This window comes from Actinomyces oris (assembly GCF_001553935.1).
Classification (GTDB): Bacteria; Actinomycetota; Actinomycetes; order Actinomycetales; family Actinomycetaceae; genus Actinomyces; species Actinomyces oris_A.
Genome location: NZ_CP014232.1, coordinates 1,511,616 through 1,530,738 on the forward strand (window position 1 = coordinate 1,511,616; position 19,123 = coordinate 1,530,738).

The window sequence follows — 19,123 nt, forward strand, 5'->3', positions numbered from 1 at the left end:
GGAGTAATCCTACCGGTGTGGAAAAAGCAGAATAGTTCAGAGATCAGGGTCACGCGATCCGAATTTGATTCCCGAACGACAGCCTGCTTATGCTAGTCCGGTCGCCTTCGAGAGGCAAGCAAGGAGTTCTTCCTGGTCTTAAATCTCGGTGGGTGTGTTGTTTGAGAACTCGATAGTGTGTCATGTTTTTTATGCCATGGCCCTGGGGGCTGCGCATGATTTTGGTTGTGTGTGGTTTTTGGGGCTTGTTTTGTTTTGGTTTGCCTGGTCCTCATTTCTTTTGTTGTGGGGGTTGGGTTGGGCCTGGTCTGGTTTTCTGGACTGTTGTACTGACGTTGGGTTCTGGCTGGCTGTTTGTGGTTGGTTGGGGCCTGGTTTTGTTGGTTTTGTTTGGAGAGTTTGATCCTGGCTCAGGACGAACGCTGGCGGCGTGCTTAACACATGCAAGTCGAACGGTGAAGGGATCAGCTTGCTGGTTCTGGATGAGTGGCGAACGGGTGAGTAACACGTGAGTAACCTGCCCCCTTCTTCTGGATAACCGCATGAAAGTGTGGCTAATACGGGATATTCTGGGTCTGTCGCATGACGGGTCTGGGAAAGATGCGCCTTTGGGTGTTTTTGGTGGGGGATGGGCTCGCGGCCTATCAGCTTGTTGGTGGGGTGATGGCCTACCAAGGCGGTGACGGGTAGCCGGCCTGAGAGGGTGGACGGTCACACTGGGACTGAGACACGGCCCAGACTCCTACGGGAGGCAGCAGTGGGGAATATTGCACAATGGGCGCAAGCCTGATGCAGCGACGCCGCGTGAGGGATGGAGGCCTTCGGGTTGTGAACCTCTTTCGCCAGTGAAGCAGGCCCGCCTCGTTGTGGGTGGGTTGACGGTAGCTGGATAAGAAGCGCCGGCTAACTACGTGCCAGCAGCCGCGGTAATACGTAGGGCGCGAGCGTTGTCCGGAATTATTGGGCGTAAAGAGCTCGTAGGCGGCTGGTCGCGTCTGTCGTGAAATCCTCTGGCTTAACTGGGGGCTTGCGGTGGGTACGGGCCGGCTTGAGTGCGGTAGGGGAGACTGGAACTCCTGGTGTAGCGGTGGAATGCGCAGATATCAGGAAGAACACCGGTGGCGAAGGCGGGTCTCTGGGCCGTTACTGACGCTGAGGAGCGAAAGCGTGGGGAGCGAACAGGATTAGATACCCTGGTAGTCCACGCCGTAAACGTTGGGCACTAGGTGTGGGGGGCCTTTTCCGGGTCTTCCGCGCCGTAGCTAACGCATTAAGTGCCCCGCCTGGGGAGTACGGCCGCAAGGCTAAAACTCAAAGGAATTGACGGGGGCCCGCACAAGCGGCGGAGCATGCGGATTAATTCGATGCAACGCGAAGAACCTTACCAAGGCTTGACATGTGCCGGTCGGCTCCGGAGACGGGGTTTCCTCCTTGTGGGGCCGGTTCACAGGTGGTGCATGGTTGTCGTCAGCTCGTGTCGTGAGATGTTGGGTTAAGTCCCGCAACGAGCGCAACCCTTGTCCCGTGTTGCCAGCACGTTGTGGTGGGGACTCGCGGGAGACTGCCGGGGTCAACTCGGAGGAAGGTGGGGATGACGTCAAATCATCATGCCCCTTATGTCTTGGGCTTCACGCATGCTACAATGGCCGGTACAGAGGGCTGCGATACCGTGAGGTGGAGCGAATCCCTTAAAGCCGGTCTCAGTTCGGATCGGTGTCTGCAACTCGACACCGTGAAGTTGGAGTCGCTAGTAATCGCAGATCAGCAACGCTGCGGTGAATACGTTCTCGGGCCTTGTACACACCGCCCGTCACGTCATGAAAGTCGGCAACACCCGAAGCCCGTGGCCCTACGGGGAGCGGTCGAAGGTGGGGCTGGTGATTGGGACGAAGTCGTAACAAGGTAGCCGTACCGGAAGGTGCGGCTGGATCACCTCCTTTCTAAGGATTGATTGCGGGGGTGGCTTCCTGGCCGTGTGTTGTCTGGATCGTTGAATGGGTCTGGGCCGGCTGGGGGGTCTGCCCTTGCGGAAGGGCCGGGCAGCCGACTGTCGTGCACTGGTGTGCGGGGTGGTTGGTTTGTCTGGTGCTGGCATGAGAGACACGCCCGCTGCTGCCCTGTTGGGTGGTGGTGGGTGCCCCCGCGTGCGTTGGTGTGTGGGGGTGGCATGCTGTCGGGGTTCTGGGGCAGTGCGCCCTGGTTGCCTGACCCGTCTGGGGCTCCTGATTTGTTGGGGGTTGTGGGTGGGTGTGGGTGGGTTGGTTGTGAACTGTATAGTGGACGCGAGCATCTTACTGTAAGATTTCTGCGACAAAATTGTTTCTTGTTTTGTTCGTGTGTCTTTGTTGTTTGTTTTTTTGAGCGTTCGGTGGATGCCTTGGCATCAGGGGCCGATGAAGGACGTGGTGGCCTGCGATATTCCTCGGGGAGCCGGCTGGCGGGCTGTGATCCGAGGGTTTCCGAATGGGGGGACCCGGCACGAGTTATGTCGTGTCACCTGCATCTGAATTGTATAGGGTGTGGGGGGTGACGCGGGGAAGTGAAACATCTCAGTACCCGTAGGAGAAGATATTCCGTGAGTAGTGGCGAGCGAAAGCGGATGATGGTTAAACCGTGTGCGTGTGATACTCGGCAGGGGTTGCGTGTGCGGGGTTGTGGGGCTGTCCTGTCCTCTTCTGCCGGAGAGGGGGCGCGTGTGCTGGCCGGTAGCTGAATCGTCTGGGAAGGCGTGGCGTAGTGGGTGATACCCCCGTAGGCGGAACTGGTTGGTGCGTGTCTGGGACAGTATTGCCCGAGTAGCACGGGGCTCGTGGAATCCTGTGTGAATCTGCCAAGACCACTTGGCTGCCTGAATACCTCCTGATGACCGATAGTGGATAGTACCGTGAGGGAATGGTGAAAAGTACCCCGGGAGGGGAGTGAAATAGTACCTGAAACCGGGCGCTTACAAGCCGTCAGAGCCTTCCGCACCTTGTGTGTGGGGGTGGTGGCGTGCCTTTTGAAGAATGAGCCTGCGAGTCAGTGGCGTGTCGCGAGGTTAACCCGTGTGGGGTAGCCGTAGCGAGAGCGAGTCCGAATAGGGCGTTTGTAGTGGCGCGTTCTGGACCCGAAGCGGGGTGATCTACCCATGGCCAGGTTGAAGCACGTGTAAGAGCGTGTGGAGGACCGAACCCACCTAGGTTGAAAACTGGGGGATGAGCTGTGGGTAGGGGTGAAAGGCCAATCAAACTCCGTGATAGCTGGTTCTCCCCGAAATGCATTTAGGTGCAGCGTCGCGTGTTGCCCGGCGGAGGTAGAGCTACTGGGTGGCTGATGGGCCCCACAGGGTTACTGACGTCAACCAAACTCCGAATGCCGTCGGGTCTAGCGTGGCAGTGAGACCGCGGGGGATAAGCTCCGTGGTCGAGAGGGAAACAGCCCAGATCGCCGGCTAAGGCCCCTAAGCGTGTGCTAAGTGGGAAAGGATGTGCGGTCGCGCAGACAACCAGGAGGTTGGCTTAGAAGCAGCCATCCTTGAAAGAGTGCGTAATAGCTCACTGGTCAAGTGATCGTGCGCCGACAATGTAGCGGGGCTCAAGCACACCGCCGAAGCCGCGGACCCATGACATGGTTCCCTTCACCGTCCGGCTTGCCCGGGTGGTGGCAGGGGTTGTGGGTGGTAGGGGAGCGTCCTGCACCGGGGGAAGCCTGTGGGTGACTGCTGGTGGACGGTGCGGGAGTGAGAATGCAGGCATGAGTAGCGATACTAGGGTGAGAAGCCCTAGCGCCGAATGACCAAGGGTTCCAGGGCCAGGCTAGTCCGCCCTGGGTGAGTCGGGACCTAAGGCGAGGCCGACAGGCGTAGTCGATGGATGACGGGTTGATATTCCCGTACCGGCGAAGCACCGCCCATGCTGACGCGCGGGTGCTAACCCACGCCCAACCACCATATAGGCCGCATGTGTCAGGTTCGCCTGACGGTGTGGTTGTGGTGGTGGGGTCTGGGGATCCTCCGTGCAGGTAGGCAAGCGTGTTAACAGGGGTGACGCACAGTGGTAGCCCGGCGGACCTGATGGCTTGGTCCGTTCAAGCGCGCAGCCCGTCTCCCAGGTAAATCCGGGGGACTGTCTTTGATGACGGGGGTGAGGCGTGATGGTGACCTCACGTTGGTGGGGGATAACAGGGTGATCCTGGGGTGCCGAGAAAAGCCTCGACGCGATGGTGCCAGCCGCCCGTACCCTAAACCGACACAGGTGGTCGGGCAGAGTATGCCTAGGCGCACGAGTGAATCATGGTTAAGGAACTCGGCAAAATGCCCCCGTAACTTCGGGAGAAGGGGGGCCTGATCCCTGAAGCCCCATCGCGGGCTAGGGGGGAGGGTCGCAGAGGCCAGGGGGAAGCGACTGTTTACTAAAAACACAGGTCCGTGCGAAGCCGTAAGGCGATGTATACGGACTGACGCCTGCCCGGTGCTGGAAGGTTAAGAGGAACCATCAACCCCCTCGGGGGTGAAGTGGTGAATTTAAGCCCCAGTAAACGGCGGTGGTAACTATAACCATCCTAAGGTAGCGAAATTCCTTGTCGGGTAAGTTCCGACCTGCACGAATGGCGTAACGACTTCCCCGCTGTCTCAACCATGAGCTCGGCGAAATTGCAGTACGAGTAAAGATGCTCGTTTCGCGCAGAAGGACGGAAAGACCCCGGGACCTTTACTACAGCTTGGTATTGGCGCCCGCTATAGCTTGTGCAGGATAGGTGGGAGACTGTGAAGCCGTTACGCCAGTGGCGGTGGAGTCGTCCTTGAAATACCACTCTGGTTATGGCGTGCGCCTGAACCTGGGCCCGTGATCCGGGTTAGGGACAGTGCCTGGTGGGTAGTTTAACTGGGGCGGTTGCCTCCTAAAGTGTAACGGAGGCGCTCAAAGGTTCCCTCAGCCTGGTCGGCAACCAGGTGTTGAGTGCAAGTGCACAAGGGAGCTTGACTGTGAGACCGACGGGTCGAGCAGGTACGAAAGTAGGAACTAGTGATCCGGCGATCCCGTGTGGGTGGGTCGTCGCTCAACGGATAAAAGGTACCCCGGGGATAACAGGCTGATCCTGCCCAAGAGTCCATATCGACGGCATGGTTTGGCACCTCGATGTCGGCTCGTCGCATCCTGGGGCTGGAGCAGGTCCCAAGGGTTGGGCTGTTCGCCCATTAAAGCGGTACGCGAGCTGGGTTTAGAACGTCGTGAGACAGTTCGGTCCCTATCCTCTGCGCGCGCAGGAGACTTGAGAAGGCCTGTCCCTAGTACGAGAGGACCGGGACGGACGAACCTCTGGTGTGCCAGTTGTCCCGCCCGGGGCACGGCTGGTTGGCTACGTTCGGGAAGGGTAACCGCTGAAAGCATCTAAGCGGGAAACCATCTTCAAGATAAGGTCTCCACAAGAAGGACTTGTCCTTTTTGGTAGGCCCCCAGCAGACTACTGGGTTGATAGGCCAGGAGTGGAAGACCGGCAACGGTCTGTGAGCTGACTGGTACTAATAGGCCAACACAAACAACAACACCCCAACACGCCAGTGGTTAAACCCTGGCGGGGGTGAGCAACCACAGTAAAGCGAAGCGTCCACTATACGGTCCACACCCAACCCATACCACCAACCACACACAGTGTGCGTTGACAGGCGGCCCGATAACAGAATCACAAGAACACACTGACGCACTGCCCACGTAGTCGTCTCGGTGGTCACAGCGACAGGGAAACGCCCGGCCCCATCCCGAACCCGGAAGCTAAGCCTGACAGCGCCGATGGTACTGCACCCGCCAGGGTGCGGGAGAGTAGGACACCACCGAGCACACACTTCAACTGGCCCGGAACCGCCACGAGCGGCTCCGGGCCAGTCACTTATGCTCTCCTACCAACACGACGCTCAACACCACCCTGCGATGCAGGCGCACGTATCACGATGACTCTCATCCCTCCTGCCGCGGGATCCATCGTCGGTGCAGGAGTAACTGTTCTGAGCGTTCTTCATGGTGGCCGCGTACGGTGCCATGCTTCTCGCCCCGCATCTACGCCGTCGTCGCGGTGAGCGACAAGGGGCGTTGGCCTGTGGGCATGAGGATGGAGTCAACGAAGGCCTGCGCCGCCGGGCTGGGGTTGAAGGAGTCCCACGCGAGGTACTCCACCCGTACCGGACTGTCGCTGACGGGGATGCACACGCATCCGGGCGCCTCTCGGGCCACGCTGGGAGCGACAAGAGCGACCCCCAGTCCCTGACGCACCAATCCGGTGAGGAGGTCAGCCGTGTTCACCTCCAAGCTCACCTCACGGCGGAGCCTAGCCCTTTCAAAGGCCAGATCGGACTGCTCGCGTCCCGACGACCCCTCCGGAAAGTCCACGAACGGCTCGTCTGCCAGGTCCTTCAGGCGGAGTCGGCGTCGCCCCGCCAATCGGTGCCCCTCTGACAGCACCGCCACCAGGCGCTCCTGTGAGAGCTCTCGCGTCTGCACGCCCCGCGGAGTCACGCCTTCCGCCAGGCCGAGGACACCCACGTCCAGCTCCCCAGCCGCAATACGACGCAGGAACTCATCACTGCCACCAGTGCGCACGTGAACGCCCACCTCGGGATAACTGCGACGGAAAGCGCCCAGAACCGCCGCAATATCCACTGCCGTCACAGTCGGGATCACCCCGATGGTCAGTGACCCCCGGATCTGTCCGTGAGCGGCCGCTGCCGAGGCCTTCGCGCGCTCGGCCGCCTGGAGGCACAACCGAGCCTGCTTCACGAACGCCTCCCCAGCGGGCGTCACCTCCACCTTGCGGCTCGTGCGCGCGAACAGCCTCACCCCGAGCTCGCTCTCCAAGGACTTGATCTGCCGGCTCAGAGCCGACTGCACCACGAAGCACCGCTGAGCCGCGCGCGTGAAGCTCTGTTCCTCAGCGATGGCCACGGCGTACCTCAACTGCTGCAACTCCACCCATCAATCTTATGCGCGCATCGCTCCCATCTCATCCATGTCATCGACGAATCGATGCGCGCACCTCAGGCTGGATGCATGACGACTCATGCCGCCCCCTCTCAAGCCACGTGCGACTCCAAGTCGGCCGCGCCCGGCGGCGCCCTGTCAGGCCGCCGGACGAGAAACGCCTGGATTGCTCTGACATCCCTGGCACCGGCCGTGTGGGGGACGACGTACATCGTCACCACCCACGTCCTTCCCCCGGGGCATCCGGTCTTCGCGGCACTGATGCGGACACTCCCAGCGGGTGTTCTCGCCCTCCTCGCCTCCCGGACGCTGCCGCACGGAACGTGGTGGTGGAAGAGTCTTGTCCTCGGAGCCCTCAACATGGCCTGCTTCTTCCCCCTCCTCTTCGTCGCCGCGCAGCGCCTGCCCGGAGGTGTGGCCGCGACACTCGGGGCCGCGCAACCGATCATCGTCGCAGGCTTCGCCGTTGCCGTCCTGGGTGAGCGCCTATCGGCATGGAGACTGATATTGGGCGTGGTCGGCGTCGTCGGTATCGCTCTCGTCGTCCTGGGACCACAGGCGCAGCTCGACGCCCTCGGGGTGACGGCCGGCTTGGGCGGAGCCGCCTCGATGGGGCTGGGAGTTGTGCTCACCAAACGGTGGGGCAGGCCCGACGGTGTCAGCGCCCTTGCCCTGGCCGGATGGCAGCTCACCGGAGGCGGCCTTCTGCTCATCGTGCCCGCCCTCATCATCGACGGCGTTCCGACCGGAATCGATACGGCGGCTGTGGCGGGATACGCCTGGCTCGGGCTCGTAGGAGGGCTGGCCGCCTACGTCCTGTGGTTCGCGGGCATCCGCAGGCTGCCGGTCACACCGACGGCGCTGCTGGGCCTGCTCTCACCTCTGAACGCCGCGCTTCTCGGGCACGTCATCGCCGATGAGGCACTCACGCCCTTCCAGTTCCTGGGGTTCGCGCTCGCTCTCACTGCGATGAGCGCAGGTCAGCTCGCCCTTCCCTCCTCCCGCTCCTCCTCGTGAAAGGACCCCGCATGAGAATCACCGTCCTTGGTGCCACCGGCATGGCCGGGACCGCAGTCGTCAACGAGGCGCTCAGCCGCGGTCACGAGGTGACCGCCGTATCCCGACGGCGTTGCCATCGGGTTGGCGCCCGCCTCACCTCGCGCCTGCTGGACGTCACCGACGTCGAGGGCGTGGCCGGTCTCCTGACAGACAGTGACGTGGCCGTCGTCGCACTGCGCCCGCCCGCCGGACACGAGAGCGACCTGGCCCGACTCACGACGGCCGTCCTGGACGCCGCCTCCAGGGGCCAAACGCCCCTGCTTATCATCGGGGGTGCGGCTGCGCTGAGTTCGCCCACGGATCCCAGCACCCTCGCCATTGACGACCCCACCATTGTGCCGCCGGCCTGGAGAGACGTGGCCCAGGCGAGCCTCGATCAGTTCCGGGCGTGCCAGGCGCACCGCTACAAGGGCTGGGTCTATCTCAGCCCTCCGGCGATCTTCGCTCCAGGAGATGCCACCGGCTCCTATCGCCGCGGAACCACCATGCTTCTGCGGGACGCCCGCGGGCAGTCCCGCATCAGCCCTGAGGACCTGGCGCTCGCCGTCGTCGACGAGCTGGAGTACCCCGGCGGCGAGCAGCACATCACCGTCGTCGCCGGGACCTGCGGCGACTCAGATCCAGGACGACAGGAACATGTGGGACACCCAGAAGGAACGTGAGACCGTCTGCCCGGTCCAGATCGGCCACCAGAAGGCGGCTGCTGCGCAGGCCAGGAGCGTGACCACGATGATGAGGCCGATGCCCTCGGTGCGGATCTGCCACGTGGGGGCCATCGTCCACTTCGCCAGGGAGGCCCACGGCCTGCGTCGGCTGCCCGGCTGCGGCACTCCGCCGTCGGACCATTCCGGCGTGGAGGCGCCCGACGACGTCGAGGGGCCGGGATATCCGGTCAGCTCGTCATAGGCCCGTTCCTGGGCCGCATCGGTCCGCGGGTCGCTGAAGGGGATGCCGGGCTCGAGGTCGTCGTCGATGCCGGTCAGGGCCGGGTTGATGCGGTAGATGCCGGGGTCGGTCTCCTCCATCGGCGGCGTCCACACGGCCGTGCGTGAGAACTGCGGGCCGAAACCGAGGAATCTGGCGCCCATGCCGCGCCACGGCCGGATACCTGGGCCGATCTGCCGTCTGTGGAGGGCCACCATCTGTGCATCGGCGCTTGCCGAGCCGGGCAGCGGTGGCAGCAGCCCGGATGCCATGCCCAGCGCCAGCACGAGGACGAGCACGACGCACGGCACGAAGGCCACCGTGTAGAAGGTGAAGATGGTGCGATCCCGGTACTGGAACCAGGGCACATACAGGCCCAGGTAGCCGATGAGGGGCACCCAGGCCCGCCAGTCGCGGTTCTTCACTCCAATGATGATCACGGCCACGAGCGCCACCACGGCCGACCACCAGATGACGATGTTCCCGATCGAGGTGATGGCTTGAATGCAATCGCCGCCCGTGCAGGTCTGCGGCACCTGAGCCTTGTCCTCCCAGAAGAAGGATGTCGGTCGGGTCTGCAGCAGCCAGCCGGAGGGCTTCGACTGGTACGTGTGCGGAGAGTCCAGGCCCACGTGGAAGTCGTACATCTGCTGGTGGTAGGCGATGAAGTCGTTGATGTTCTGGAACGTCGAGTCGTCCACGTACCCGGATAGCCAGGGGGCAGGAACCGGCAGCCCCTGCTTGATCTGCTCGGCCGTCCACCCGTGCTTGAAGGCACCCAGGTGGGTGAACCAGGACCACCAGCAGCCGACGTAGACCACGATGACCAACGGAATCGCCTGCAGGAAGTCGCTCACGCCCTGGGCGACCGTCCCCTCCAGGAACCAGGCCCGTGCCCCCACTCGCCGTAGCGCCATCGTGTCCCAGAAGACGACAGCGATGCCGCACACCGCGACGAGGTAGAGCCCCGACCACTTGATCGAGCAGGTCAGACCCAGCGCGATGGCGGCGGCCAGCAGCCAGGGACGGATCGTGGCTCGCGGGGCGCGTGCCCCGGGCACGGTCCCCGCCATCTTGCGAGCCAGCCTCGCTCGCGACCACTCCCGATCACGGACCAGGCAGTATAGGGTCAGGGTGGTGAAGAAACCGATGAAGACGTCCAGCAGCCCGATGCGGGACTCGGTCAGGGCCACGCCGTCGATGGCCAGGAGCAGTCCGGCCAGGCCCGCCAGCAGCGGTGAGCGCGTCAGGCGCATTGTCAGGCGCGTCAGCAGCATCACCGTGAGGATTCCGGCGACGGCCGGCATGAACCGCCAACCGAAGGGTGACTCCGGACCGAAGATCTCCATGCCGGCGCCGATGAGCCATTTGCCCAGCTGAGGGTGGACGACGTAGGCGGCCTCCGTGGATAGCCCGGAGAAGTTTCCGCTGGCGAAGGCCGCATCAGAGTTGGCCGCCCAGCTCCCTTCATAGCCCAGGTGCCACAGGGAGTAGGCGTCCTTGACGTAGTAGATCTCATCGAACATGAGCGTTCTGGGGTGGTTCAACCCGATGAGGCGCAGCAGCGCGGCGATGAGGCCGACGACGCCGGTGACGATCCACCCGCGCGCCCTCACGCCGAGGGGCAGCACGGCCCTCACCGGGCCCAGCCCGAGCAGGGTGCGCAACTCGTTCTCAGTGCGCTCGACGACGATGGGCTCTGCTGGTGTAGGGCCCGTGGGCTCGGCCGGTTCCTGGGCGGACTCGGCCAATGCGGGGTCCGCGGCCTCATCCCGCCCTGAGACGGGTTCCTGTGCTCGTTCCTGCTCCGCGTCCGGACCGGGGGCACCGTCGCGGGACTGCTCGGGGGACTGTTCGGGAGACAGCGCGCTCGGAGTCGTCACACCCCGAGTGTAGGCGGAGGCTTCATCGAGGGCGCACCGACATACTGTGTCCTATGACTGAGAGCAGCCCGCCCGCACCGGCCGCCGCCGACGACGCCAACGTTGATCCCGTTGATGCTCCCGCCGCCCACAGCCCGGATCTGCGCGGCGGGACGATTACCCTGGCCGCCACTCCGATCGGCAACGTCTCCGACGCCTCCCTGCGTCTGCGCCGTGCCCTGGAGCAGGCCGACCTCATCGCCGCCGAGGACACCCGCCGGCTGCGGTCCCTGGCTCAGCGCCTCGACGTCGAGCCCCGTGGGCGCGTCATCGCCTTCCACGAGCACAATGAGCGCGAGCGTGCCGCCGAGCTGCTCGAGGCTGCCCGCGCCGGCCTGCGCGTCCTGGTGGTCTCGGACGCCGGGATGCCCTCGGTCTCCGACCCCGGGTACCGGCTCGTCCAGGCGGCGGTGCGAGAGCAGGTGCCCGTCACGGTCGCACCGGGCCCCTCAGCGGTGCTGACCGCCCTGGCCCTGTCCGGGCTGGCCTCCGACCGGTTCTGCTTCGAGGGTTTCCTGCCGCGCAAACCGGGGGAGCGGCGTCGTGCCCTGGAGTCCCTAGCCACCCAGGAGCGCACCATGATCTTCCTGGAGTCCCCCCGCCGCGTCCACGACTCCCTGGCCGCCATGGCCGAGGTCCTCGGCACTGATCGCCCCGCGGCACTGTGCCGGGAGCTGACCAAGACCCATGAGCAGGTGCTGCGGGCCCCCTTGTCCGAGCTGGCCCGGGCCACGGCCGACGGCGTCCTGGGGGAGGTGGTCCTCGTGGTCGCCGGAGCCGAGCCCGTCGTCGCCAGTCCTGAGGCCGCCGCGCGCAAGGCCCTGGCGCTGGCCGAGGCCGGCATGCGCCTCAAGGCGGCCGCGGCCCTGGCGGCCGGTGAGGCCGGTCTGCGCCCCAACGAGGTCTACCGTGCGGCCTTGGAGCTGCGTGACACCGCAGACTGAGCCGACCGGGCTCCTGTCGGGGCCGATCCCGCTATGGTCGTGTCATGAACACCGAGCACCGCACCGGTTCCCAGGCCCCCGCTCGCCGGGCCCTCATCATCGTCGACGTCCAGCCCACCTTCTGCGAGGGAGGTGCCCTGCCGGTGAGTGGCGGCAACGCCGTCGCCGAGCGCATCGCCGCCTACCTGTCCTCTCACCGGGGGGACTACGACCTGGTGGTCACCACCCAGGACTGGCACATCGACCCTGGAGAGCACTTCTCCAGCGAACCCGACTTCATCGACACCTGGCCCGTTCACGGCGTAGCCGACTCCGCCGAGGCCCAACTCCACCCCGCCCTGAACGGACTCGAGGCCGACGCCGCCGTGAAGAAGGGCCAGTACGCCGCCGCCTACTCCGGTTTCGAGGGCGTGGACGAGGACGGGCGCACCCTGGCCGGCATCCTGAGCGCCGCCCGTATCGAGGCCGTCGACGTCGTCGGCCTGGCCGAGTCCCACTGCGTCAAGGACACCGCCCTGGACGCGGTCCGACAGGGTTACCGGGTGCGGGTCCTGACCGATCTGACCGAACCGGTCAGTCCCGAGCTGGGACGCATCGCCCGCGCCGACATGAGCGCCGCCGGTATCGAGCTGGCCCCCTCCCACTGAAGGACCGCTCGCATCAGTCACCGGGGCTGCCCGCCAGGCTGCTCACCGGGGCCGGTCGCCGCGGTGGCCCCGAATCACCCCGAAAACACCATGGGTGCCCTCGCCGATTGCCTCGGCGAGGGCACCCATGCGTTGCCTGAGACGGGCTACTGGGCCGGCCAGCCGCCGGGCTGCTGGTACTGTCCGGGCTGCCCGGGCTGCGCCTGCGGGTTGTGCTGGCCCTGCTGGCCCTGCTGCATGGGCTGAGTGAAGACCGAGGGCTGCGCGGCCTGAGGCTGCTGCTGAGCCTGCTGCTGCCCTGTCCACCCGAACTGGGCGGTCGGGGCCACCTGCGAGTACTGGGGCTGGGCTCCCGCTCCCGCGGCCGAAGCTGCGTAAGGGGCCTGCTGGGGGGCCGGCTCGGGCTGCTGGTACTGGGGCTGCTGAGCGTACTGCGCCGCCTGGGGCTGCTGGTCGGACTGCCAGGCCCCCTGGGTGTAGACCGTCGGGGTCCCGGGCGCCGCGCCGCTCGTCGTGCTGAAGGCCTCGCCCGCCGTGGTCGGAGCCGTACCGGCGGCTGCCAGCTTGGAGCGCCAGGCCATGCCGCCGGCGCCCATCGCCAGGCCCACCACCGCCATAATGATCGCGCCGACAACCCCGAACAGGGACATCAGAGTGGCCGTTGCCGACGAGGGGGCGATGATCTCACCCATGGAGACTCCCGCCGTGCTGTTGCAGTCAACGGTGTAGGCGCCAGACTTCTGGGAGGAGAAGGTCGAGAAGAGCTTGCCGCCCTTGACCTTCGTGGATGACGAGCTGGACTTCGTGTTGACGTCGTCGCCATCAGGAGAGGTCACCGAGCACTCCGGAGCGTCGTCGCCGTCGCTGTAGAACAGCCCGTAGGTGCTGCCCTTGTCCAGCTTCACCGTGGCGGCCTGGTCGCCTGGCAGGTCGGTGATGGTGGCGTTGTACTGGCCGCGGGTGACCGCCGAGCCGATTCCGCCGATGATGGCGATGAGGAGGATGGCCAGGCCGGCCGCCGCCAAGGCTGTCGGGGCGGCCAGGCTCCTGGACGTCGTCGGCTGGCTCGCGGCACCTGAGTAACCGCCCTGAGGCGACTGGAACGGGGCGGCCGGCGGGTACTGCGAGGGCTGAGGCTGACCGCCGGCGAGAGCCGGGTCGTAGCCGTTGGCCGACCAGCCTGCTGAGCTCGCTGGGTACTGGGAGCCGGGGTACTGGGACATAACTGGCCTTTCTGGTCCATCGTGTCCGTGAGAGGCGCGTGGGAACACATCATGACGGCGTGCACGGCAGCAACGCGATGCTGGAAGCTCGCAGCGCACCCGAGACCTCACAGGAGGTGTCGATATGTCGGAACAATCACCGGGCGGGAGCCGCACGACTCGGACAGACTACCGGGAGGAGGTGGTGCCCCGCAGGCGGTGGACCAGATCTGTGCCGTGGACTGAATCGGTCGGGAACCCGATAGGCTGACCTCCATGACCCACATCCTGTCCGCAGTCGCCTGGCCGTACGCCAACGGCCCGCGTCACATCGGCCACGTCGCCGGCTTCGGTGTTCCCTCTGACGTCTTCTCGCGCTACATGCGCATGGCCGGTCATGACGTCCTCATGGTCTCGGGCACCGATGAGCACGGCACCCCGATCCTCGTCGCCGCCGACGAGGAGGGCCTCAGCGCCCGTGAGCTCGCCGACCGCAACAACCGGCTCATCGTCGAGGACCTCGTGGCCCTGGGCCTGTCCTACGACCTGTTCACCCGCACCACCGCCGGCAACCACTACCACGTGGTCCAGGACATGTTCACCACCGTGCGGGACAACGGCTACATGGTCCAGCAGGTGACCCGCTCGGCGATCTCCCCCTCCACCGGGCGCACCCTCCCCGACCGCTACATCGAGGGCACCTGCCCGATCTGCGGCGCCGACGGCGCCCGCGGGGACCAGTGCGACACCTGCGGCAACCAGCTCGACCCCACCGACCTCATCAGCCCACGCTCGCGGATCAACGGTGAGACCCCCGAGTTCGTGGAGACCACTCACTGGTTCCTCGACCTGCCCGCCCTGGCTCAGGCCCTGGGTGCCTGGCTCGACGAGCGCGAGGCCTCCGGCACCTGGCGGCCCAACGTCATCAAGTTCTCCCAGAACCTCCTGGGGGACATCCGCCCGCGCGCCATGACCCGGGACATCGACTGGGGCATCCCGGTGCCCGGCTGGGAGGACCAGCCCACCAAGCGCCTCTACGTCTGGTTCGACGCCGTTATCGGCTACCTGTCCGCCTCCGTGGAGTGGGCGCGCCGCAGTGGCGACCCCGATGCGTGGCGTGCCTGGTGGAACGACCCCCAGGCCCTGTCCTACTACTTCATGGGCAAGGACAATATCGTCTTCCACTCCCAGATCTGGCCCGCCGAGCTCCTGGGCTACAACGGCCAGGGCGCGGCCGGCGGCGAGCCCGGGCGCCTGGGCGTGCTCAACCTGCCCACCGAGGTCGTCTCCAGCGAGTTCCTCACCATGGAGGGCAAGAAGTTCTCCTCCTCCCACGGCATCGTCATCTACGTGCGTGACTTCCTCGAGCGCTACCAGGCCGACGCCCTGCGCTACTTCATCTGCGCGGCCGGCCCGGAGACCGCGGACGCGGACTTCACCTGGGCGGAGTTCGTGCGGCGCACCAACGGCGAGCTCGTGGCCGGCTGGGGCAACCTGGTCAACCGCACCGCCTCCATGATCCACAAGCGCTTCGGGCAGATCCCTGAGTCCGCCGAGCTGGAGGACATCGACCGGGCCCTGCTCGACGCCGTCGAGGCCGGTTTCGCCTCCGTGGGAGACCTCATCGCCCAGCACCGCCAGAAGGCGGCCCTGGGGGAGGCGATGCGCCTGGTCGGCGAGGCCAACAAGTACGTGGCCGACACCCAGCCCTTCAAGCTCAAGGGTGAGGACCCCGCCACCCAGGCCCGCCTGGCCACGGTCCTGCACACGCTGGCCCAGGCGGTCACCGACCTCAACCTCATGCTCTCGCCCTTCCTGCCGCACGCCGCCAACGACGTCGACCGGGTCCTGGGCGGAAGCGGCCGGATCGCCCCGATGCCCCGCATCGAGGAGGTCGACGAGCTCGACCCCGACCACCTGCCCGAGGCCTTCGACGGTCGCTCCGGCTACCCGATCATCACCGGCGACTACCAGGACGCCCCCACCTGGGGGCGCCACCCGGTGACCGTCGGCACTCCCGTGGCCAAGCCGGCCCCGGTGTTCACCAAGCTGGACGAGTCGATCGTCGAGGCCGAGCTGGCCCGTTACGCCGACTCCGTGCCCGACGACGTCACCGGCTCCTGAGATCCATGGGCTCGAAGAAACGCGACCGCTCCTGGCCGCCGGCCGACGCCGTCGCCCCGTTGGCGGCCCCGGTCACCGACAACCACACGCACCTACCGGTCGCGGCGGACGCCGGCGGCCCCGGCTCCGAGGCGCCGCTGAGCGCCGCCGAGCTGGTCGAGCGCGCCGCCGCCGTGGGCGTGACCCGCGTGGTGACCTCCGCCTGCGAGGTCACCACCTGGCGGGAGAGCCTGGCCCAGGCCCGTGAGCTGCCGGGAGTGCGCGTGGCCCTGGCCGTGCACCCCAACGAGGCCGTCCTGCACGCCGGAGTGCGCGAGACCGGCCCCGACGGGCTCGAGCCGCGGGCTCAGGAGCACCATGCCGAGCCGCTCGAGGAGGTCATGGTGCGCCTGGAGGAGACGCTCAGGGCGAACGCCGACGTCGTCGTCGCCGTCGGGGAGAGCGGCCTGGATTTCTTCCGCACCGGTGAAAAGGGGGCCGTCGCCCAGCGTGAGGCCTTCCGGGCACACATTGCCCTGGCCAAGGACCTCGACCTGCCCCTGCAGATCCACGACCGTGACGCGCACGCCGCCTGCGTGGAGGTCCTCAAGGCCGACGGCGCCCCCGAGCGCACCGTCTTCCACTGCTTCTCAGGTGGGCCGCAGCTGGCCGCCGCCTGTGCTGAGCACGGCTGGTACGCCTCCATCGCCGGCCCGCTCACTTACCCGGCCAACGACTCTCTGCGGGAGGCGGTCGCCGCCCTGCCCGACGCGCTGCTCCTAGTGGAGACCGACGCCCCCTACCTCCCGCCCAAGCGCTGGCGCGGCCGCCCCAATGCCTCCTACCTGCTGGGTGACACGGTCCGCTTCCTGGCTGAGCAGCGGGGCCTGAGTGAGGAAGACCTCTGCCGGCGTCTGCAGGCCACCACCGAAGCGGTCTACGGGGCCTGGTGATTGCCGTGGGTCGGCCGAGGACCGACGGGAACCACCCGGGCTCAGACCTATGGACCCTGACATCCTGCGGGGGAGGAGGTCGCCATCCCGGGAAGAGGAAAAGAGGGCGCAGCAGTGGTGCCGTGGCCGGTTTTGTCCGGACGATGCCTCCCAGGTTGACATCGTTCTTCCAGGGGTGTCCCAGGTGGGTGACAGGTGGGGATCAGGGCCTGTCTGCACGGTTCCATCACAAGCGCACAGGGTGTGAGCAGGTGCATTGGCACGCCCCTGGGTCATCGGTTACGGTGACACGCAGTCGTCAAACGAAGGAAGTTCTATCGTGGGTCGTCACTCCCAGACCAGCTCCCTGAGTACTACACTCTCCGGCCTTGGCTCCTTGGCCACCAAGAAGCGGACCGCCTCCGGTGGTCACGGCCGTCGTCGCGCCGAGGGGCCCGCCAAGACCTCCCTGACCCCCATGCTCTTCAAGGCAGGGGGTGCAGCTGCGGCCTTCTCCCTGGCGGTCTCCGGTGCCGCCTACGCGGCCATCTCCGCAGGGGATGACGAGGGTAGCTCCTCCGCGGGCGGTTCCTTCGGGCTGATCGGCGGTGAGTCGGACGGACAGGCCAAGGCCGCCGCCACACCGAAGGCCGGCGCCGGCAAGATCGCCAGCGCCCAAACCTCCACCACCACCGTCGATGAGCCCCAGGTTCACAGCACGGTGAAGAAGGAGACCGACTCCCTGCCCAAGGGTGAGACCAAGGTTGAGACCGCCGGCGTTGATGGTCTCGTGCGCACCACCTACGAGGTCACCACTCAGGACGGCAAGGAGGTCTCCCGCACCCCGATCGCCCAGGTCGTCGTCACCAAGAAGGTGGACGAGGTCGTCCTGGTGGGCACCGGCGAGCAGCAGGCCCAGCAGGAGGCCGCCCAGCAGGCTCAGTCGGCCGGTGACGGTCAGGCCGCCCAGGCCAACGGGGGCAGTGAGGGCTCGAACAGCAGCACTGCGGCGCCCGCGGCCAACCCCGGTGCGGGGACCGACCCCGACAGCGCCAAGGCCATCGCCCGCTCCATGATGGCCGGCCACGGTTGGGGGGACTCCGAGTTCTCCTGCCTGGAGAGCCTGTGGACCCGTGAGTCCAGCTGGAACTACCAGGCCGAGAACGCCTCCTCGGGCGCCTACGGCATCCCCCAGGCGCTGCCCGGCACCAAGATGAGTGAGGTCGCCGACGACTGGGCCACCAACCCCACCACCCAGATCACCTGGGGCCTGAACTACATCTCCGGCCGCTACGGCACCCCCTGCTCGGCCTGGGCTCACTCCGAGTCCGTCGGTTGGTACTGAGCCGAAGCGGCCCGCTCGGGACGGCATCTCGCCTCGCGGCACCCGGAACGTCGTCGACGGCGCCCGTCTCCTAGTGAGACTGGCGCCGTCGCCATTGTCATGGGACGCAGGTCACGCCGGCGTGAGGTGCTTTATTGTCGTCGCCGTCACGCTTCCACTACCGTGGCACTCGCCGTCAACTGGAAGGACGTCTCCCCATGACTCCCCTCGCTCGTTCCCACGACCACGCCTTGCCGGAGGAGCCGCAGGACGCGGCCCAGGAGCAGCACGGCATGCGCACCATCGCGCTGCGCGCCGGCCTGGCGGCTCTGGCCCTGTCGGTCGCGGTCTCCGGGGCCGCGTACGCCGCTGTCCGCGCGGGGGAGCCCTCGCGCACCTCCGGTGTCGAGGCGGACGCGAAGGGCACCGATGGTCTGGGGGCTGAAGGCGGTCGCAGCCGAGTCTCGGTCACGCCGAGTACCCAGAAGGTCACCACCGAGACGGTCGAAGCCGCCGACCCCCACGGGTCGGTCCAGCAGGAGAGCAGCGATCTGTCTGAAGGCGAGACCAAGGTGGCCACGGCGGGTGTCGACGGCGTCGTGCGCACCACCTACGAGGTCACCACCGTGGGCGGCAAGGAGGTCTCCCGCACTCCTGTCGCCCAGGTCGTCGTCACCCAGAAGGTCGATGAGGTCGTTCTGGTGGGCACCGGGGCGGCCAAGAAGCAGGAGAGCAAGCCGGAACAGTCTCAGGGGCAGGGCCAGTCTCAGGGGCAGGGTCAGACTCAGGCACCCTCGGAGTCCTCCGGAGGTTCTGGCGGTTCGGCGTCCGGCGGCAGTGCCGGCACGACCGGCGGCGGTGCCGGAGACGACGGTGTCTGGGCCCAGCTCGCCCAGTGCGAGTCCGGCGGCAACCCGGCGACCAACACCGGCAACGGCTTCTACGGCATGTACCAGTTCACCCTGGAGACCTGGCAGTCCCTGGGCGGAACCGGCTACCCCCACGAGGCCGATGCCGCCACCCAGACCGCCATGGCCAAGAAGCTCCAGGCCCAGTCCGGCTGGGGCCAGTGGCCCGGCTGCGCCGACAAGCTCGGCCTGCGCTGAGCGGCCCGAG

The 19,123-nt window shown here is 66.2% G+C and carries 11 protein-coding genes and 3 rRNA genes; 11 read left to right on the forward strand and 3 right to left on the reverse strand.

Going from position 1 to position 19,123, the window contains the following annotated elements; genetic code table 11:
* The first annotated feature begins 387 nt into the window (after positions 1-387).
* The 3 genes from AXE84_RS06255 (at position 388) to rrf (ending at position 5,815) form a co-directional block, all read left to right on the forward strand.
* Positions 388-1,940: ribosomal RNA gene (locus AXE84_RS06255) — 16S ribosomal RNA — on the forward strand.
* A 403-nt stretch (positions 1,941-2,343) separates the two neighbouring features.
* Positions 2,344-5,525: ribosomal RNA gene (locus AXE84_RS06260) — 23S ribosomal RNA — on the forward strand.
* A 173-nt stretch (positions 5,526-5,698) separates the two neighbouring features.
* Positions 5,699-5,815: ribosomal RNA gene (gene rrf / locus AXE84_RS06265) — 5S ribosomal RNA — on the forward strand.
* Together the 16S, 23S and 5S rRNA genes form the textbook arrangement of a ribosomal RNA operon.
* Before the next feature lie 217 nt (positions 5,816-6,032).
* Here the strand turns inward: rrf and AXE84_RS06270 are convergent.
* A complete protein-coding gene (locus AXE84_RS06270) occupies positions 6,033-6,914 on the reverse strand; it encodes a LysR family transcriptional regulator (protein ID WP_236750199.1) in 882 nt (293 codons plus the stop codon).
* Between the two features lie 105 nt (positions 6,915-7,019).
* Here AXE84_RS06270 and AXE84_RS06275 point away from each other — a divergent pair, with 105 nt between their 5' ends.
* Both AXE84_RS06275 and AXE84_RS06280 read left to right on the forward strand, forming a co-directional pair.
* Positions 7,020-7,967, forward strand: a complete 948-nt coding sequence (locus AXE84_RS06275; protein WP_060957249.1) for an EamA family transporter — start codon at positions 7,020-7,022, stop codon at positions 7,965-7,967.
* 11 nt (positions 7,968-7,978) lie between these two features.
* A complete protein-coding gene (locus tag AXE84_RS06280; RefSeq protein WP_060957250.1) occupies positions 7,979-8,671 on the forward strand; it encodes an NAD(P)-dependent oxidoreductase in 693 nt (230 codons plus the stop codon).
* Here the strand turns inward: AXE84_RS06280 and AXE84_RS06285 are convergent.
* A complete protein-coding gene (locus AXE84_RS06285) occupies positions 8,624-10,816 on the reverse strand; it encodes a dolichyl-phosphate-mannose--protein mannosyltransferase (RefSeq protein ID WP_060957251.1) in 2,193 nt (730 codons plus the stop codon). The genes AXE84_RS06280 and AXE84_RS06285 overlap by 48 nt on opposite strands.
* Before the next feature lie 53 nt (positions 10,817-10,869).
* On the opposite strand from AXE84_RS06285, the gene rsmI reads away from it, so the two are divergent.
* Together rsmI and AXE84_RS06295 are read left to right on the forward strand one after the other, a co-directional pair.
* A complete protein-coding gene (rsmI, locus tag AXE84_RS06290; RefSeq protein ID WP_060957252.1) occupies positions 10,870-11,799 on the forward strand; it encodes a 16S rRNA (cytidine(1402)-2'-O)-methyltransferase in 930 nt (309 codons plus the stop codon).
* 44 nt (positions 11,800-11,843) lie between these two features.
* Positions 11,844-12,446, forward strand: a complete 603-nt coding sequence (locus AXE84_RS06295) for an isochorismatase family protein (RefSeq protein ID WP_060957253.1) — start codon at positions 11,844-11,846, stop codon at positions 12,444-12,446.
* Between the two features lie 146 nt (positions 12,447-12,592).
* Here the strand turns inward: AXE84_RS06295 and AXE84_RS06300 are convergent, their stop codons facing one another.
* A complete protein-coding gene (locus AXE84_RS06300) occupies positions 12,593-13,669 on the reverse strand; it encodes a hypothetical protein (protein ID WP_060957254.1) in 1,077 nt (358 codons plus the stop codon).
* A 255-nt stretch (positions 13,670-13,924) separates the two neighbouring features.
* Here AXE84_RS06300 and metG point away from each other — a divergent pair, with 255 nt between their 5' ends.
* From metG to AXE84_RS06320, 4 genes are all read left to right on the forward strand, one after another.
* Positions 13,925-15,772: a methionine--tRNA ligase gene (gene metG, locus AXE84_RS06305; RefSeq protein ID WP_060957255.1), complete on the forward strand. Its 1,848-nt coding sequence runs from the start codon at positions 13,925-13,927 to the stop codon at positions 15,770-15,772.
* 5 nt (positions 15,773-15,777) lie between these two features.
* Positions 15,778-16,704 carry a TatD family hydrolase gene (locus tag AXE84_RS06310; RefSeq protein WP_060957256.1) on the forward strand — a complete coding sequence of 309 codons (927 nt, stop codon included), beginning with the start codon at positions 15,778-15,780 and terminating at the stop codon, positions 16,702-16,704.
* 319 nt (positions 16,705-17,023) lie between these two features.
* Positions 17,024-18,028 (forward strand): G5 domain-containing protein, encoded by a 1,005-nt coding sequence (locus AXE84_RS06315; RefSeq protein WP_010613840.1) that lies wholly within the window; start codon positions 17,024-17,026, stop codon positions 18,026-18,028.
* Positions 18,029-18,225: 197 nt separating this feature from the next.
* Complete coding sequence (locus AXE84_RS06320) at positions 18,226-19,113, forward strand: resuscitation-promoting factor (protein ID WP_060957257.1); 888 nt, start codon at positions 18,226-18,228, stop codon at positions 19,111-19,113.
* Positions 19,114-19,123: the final 10 nt, after the last annotated feature.

Bases quoted from the DNA above. Each gene is read 5' to 3' on its own strand.
- AXE84_RS06275 (WP_060957249.1), top strand. From the start codon at position 7,020: ATGACGACTCATGCCGCCCCCTCTCAAGCCACGTGCGACTCCAAGTCG.
- AXE84_RS06280 (WP_060957250.1), top strand. From the start codon at position 7,979: ATGAGAATCACCGTCCTTGGTGCCACCGGCATGGCCGGGACCGCAGTC.
- rsmI (WP_060957252.1), top strand. From the start codon at position 10,870: ATGACTGAGAGCAGCCCGCCCGCACCGGCCGCCGCCGACGACGCCAAC.
- AXE84_RS06295 (WP_060957253.1), top strand. From the start codon at position 11,844: ATGAACACCGAGCACCGCACCGGTTCCCAGGCCCCCGCTCGCCGGGCC.
- AXE84_RS06300 (WP_060957254.1), bottom strand. From the start codon at position 13,669: ATGTCCCAGTACCCCGGCTCCCAGTACCCAGCGAGCTCAGCAGGCTGG.
- metG (WP_060957255.1), top strand. From the start codon at position 13,925: ATGACCCACATCCTGTCCGCAGTCGCCTGGCCGTACGCCAACGGCCCG.
- AXE84_RS06310 (WP_060957256.1), top strand. From the start codon at position 15,778: ATGGGCTCGAAGAAACGCGACCGCTCCTGGCCGCCGGCCGACGCCGTC.
- AXE84_RS06320 (WP_060957257.1), top strand. From the start codon at position 18,226: ATGACTCCCCTCGCTCGTTCCCACGACCACGCCTTGCCGGAGGAGCCG.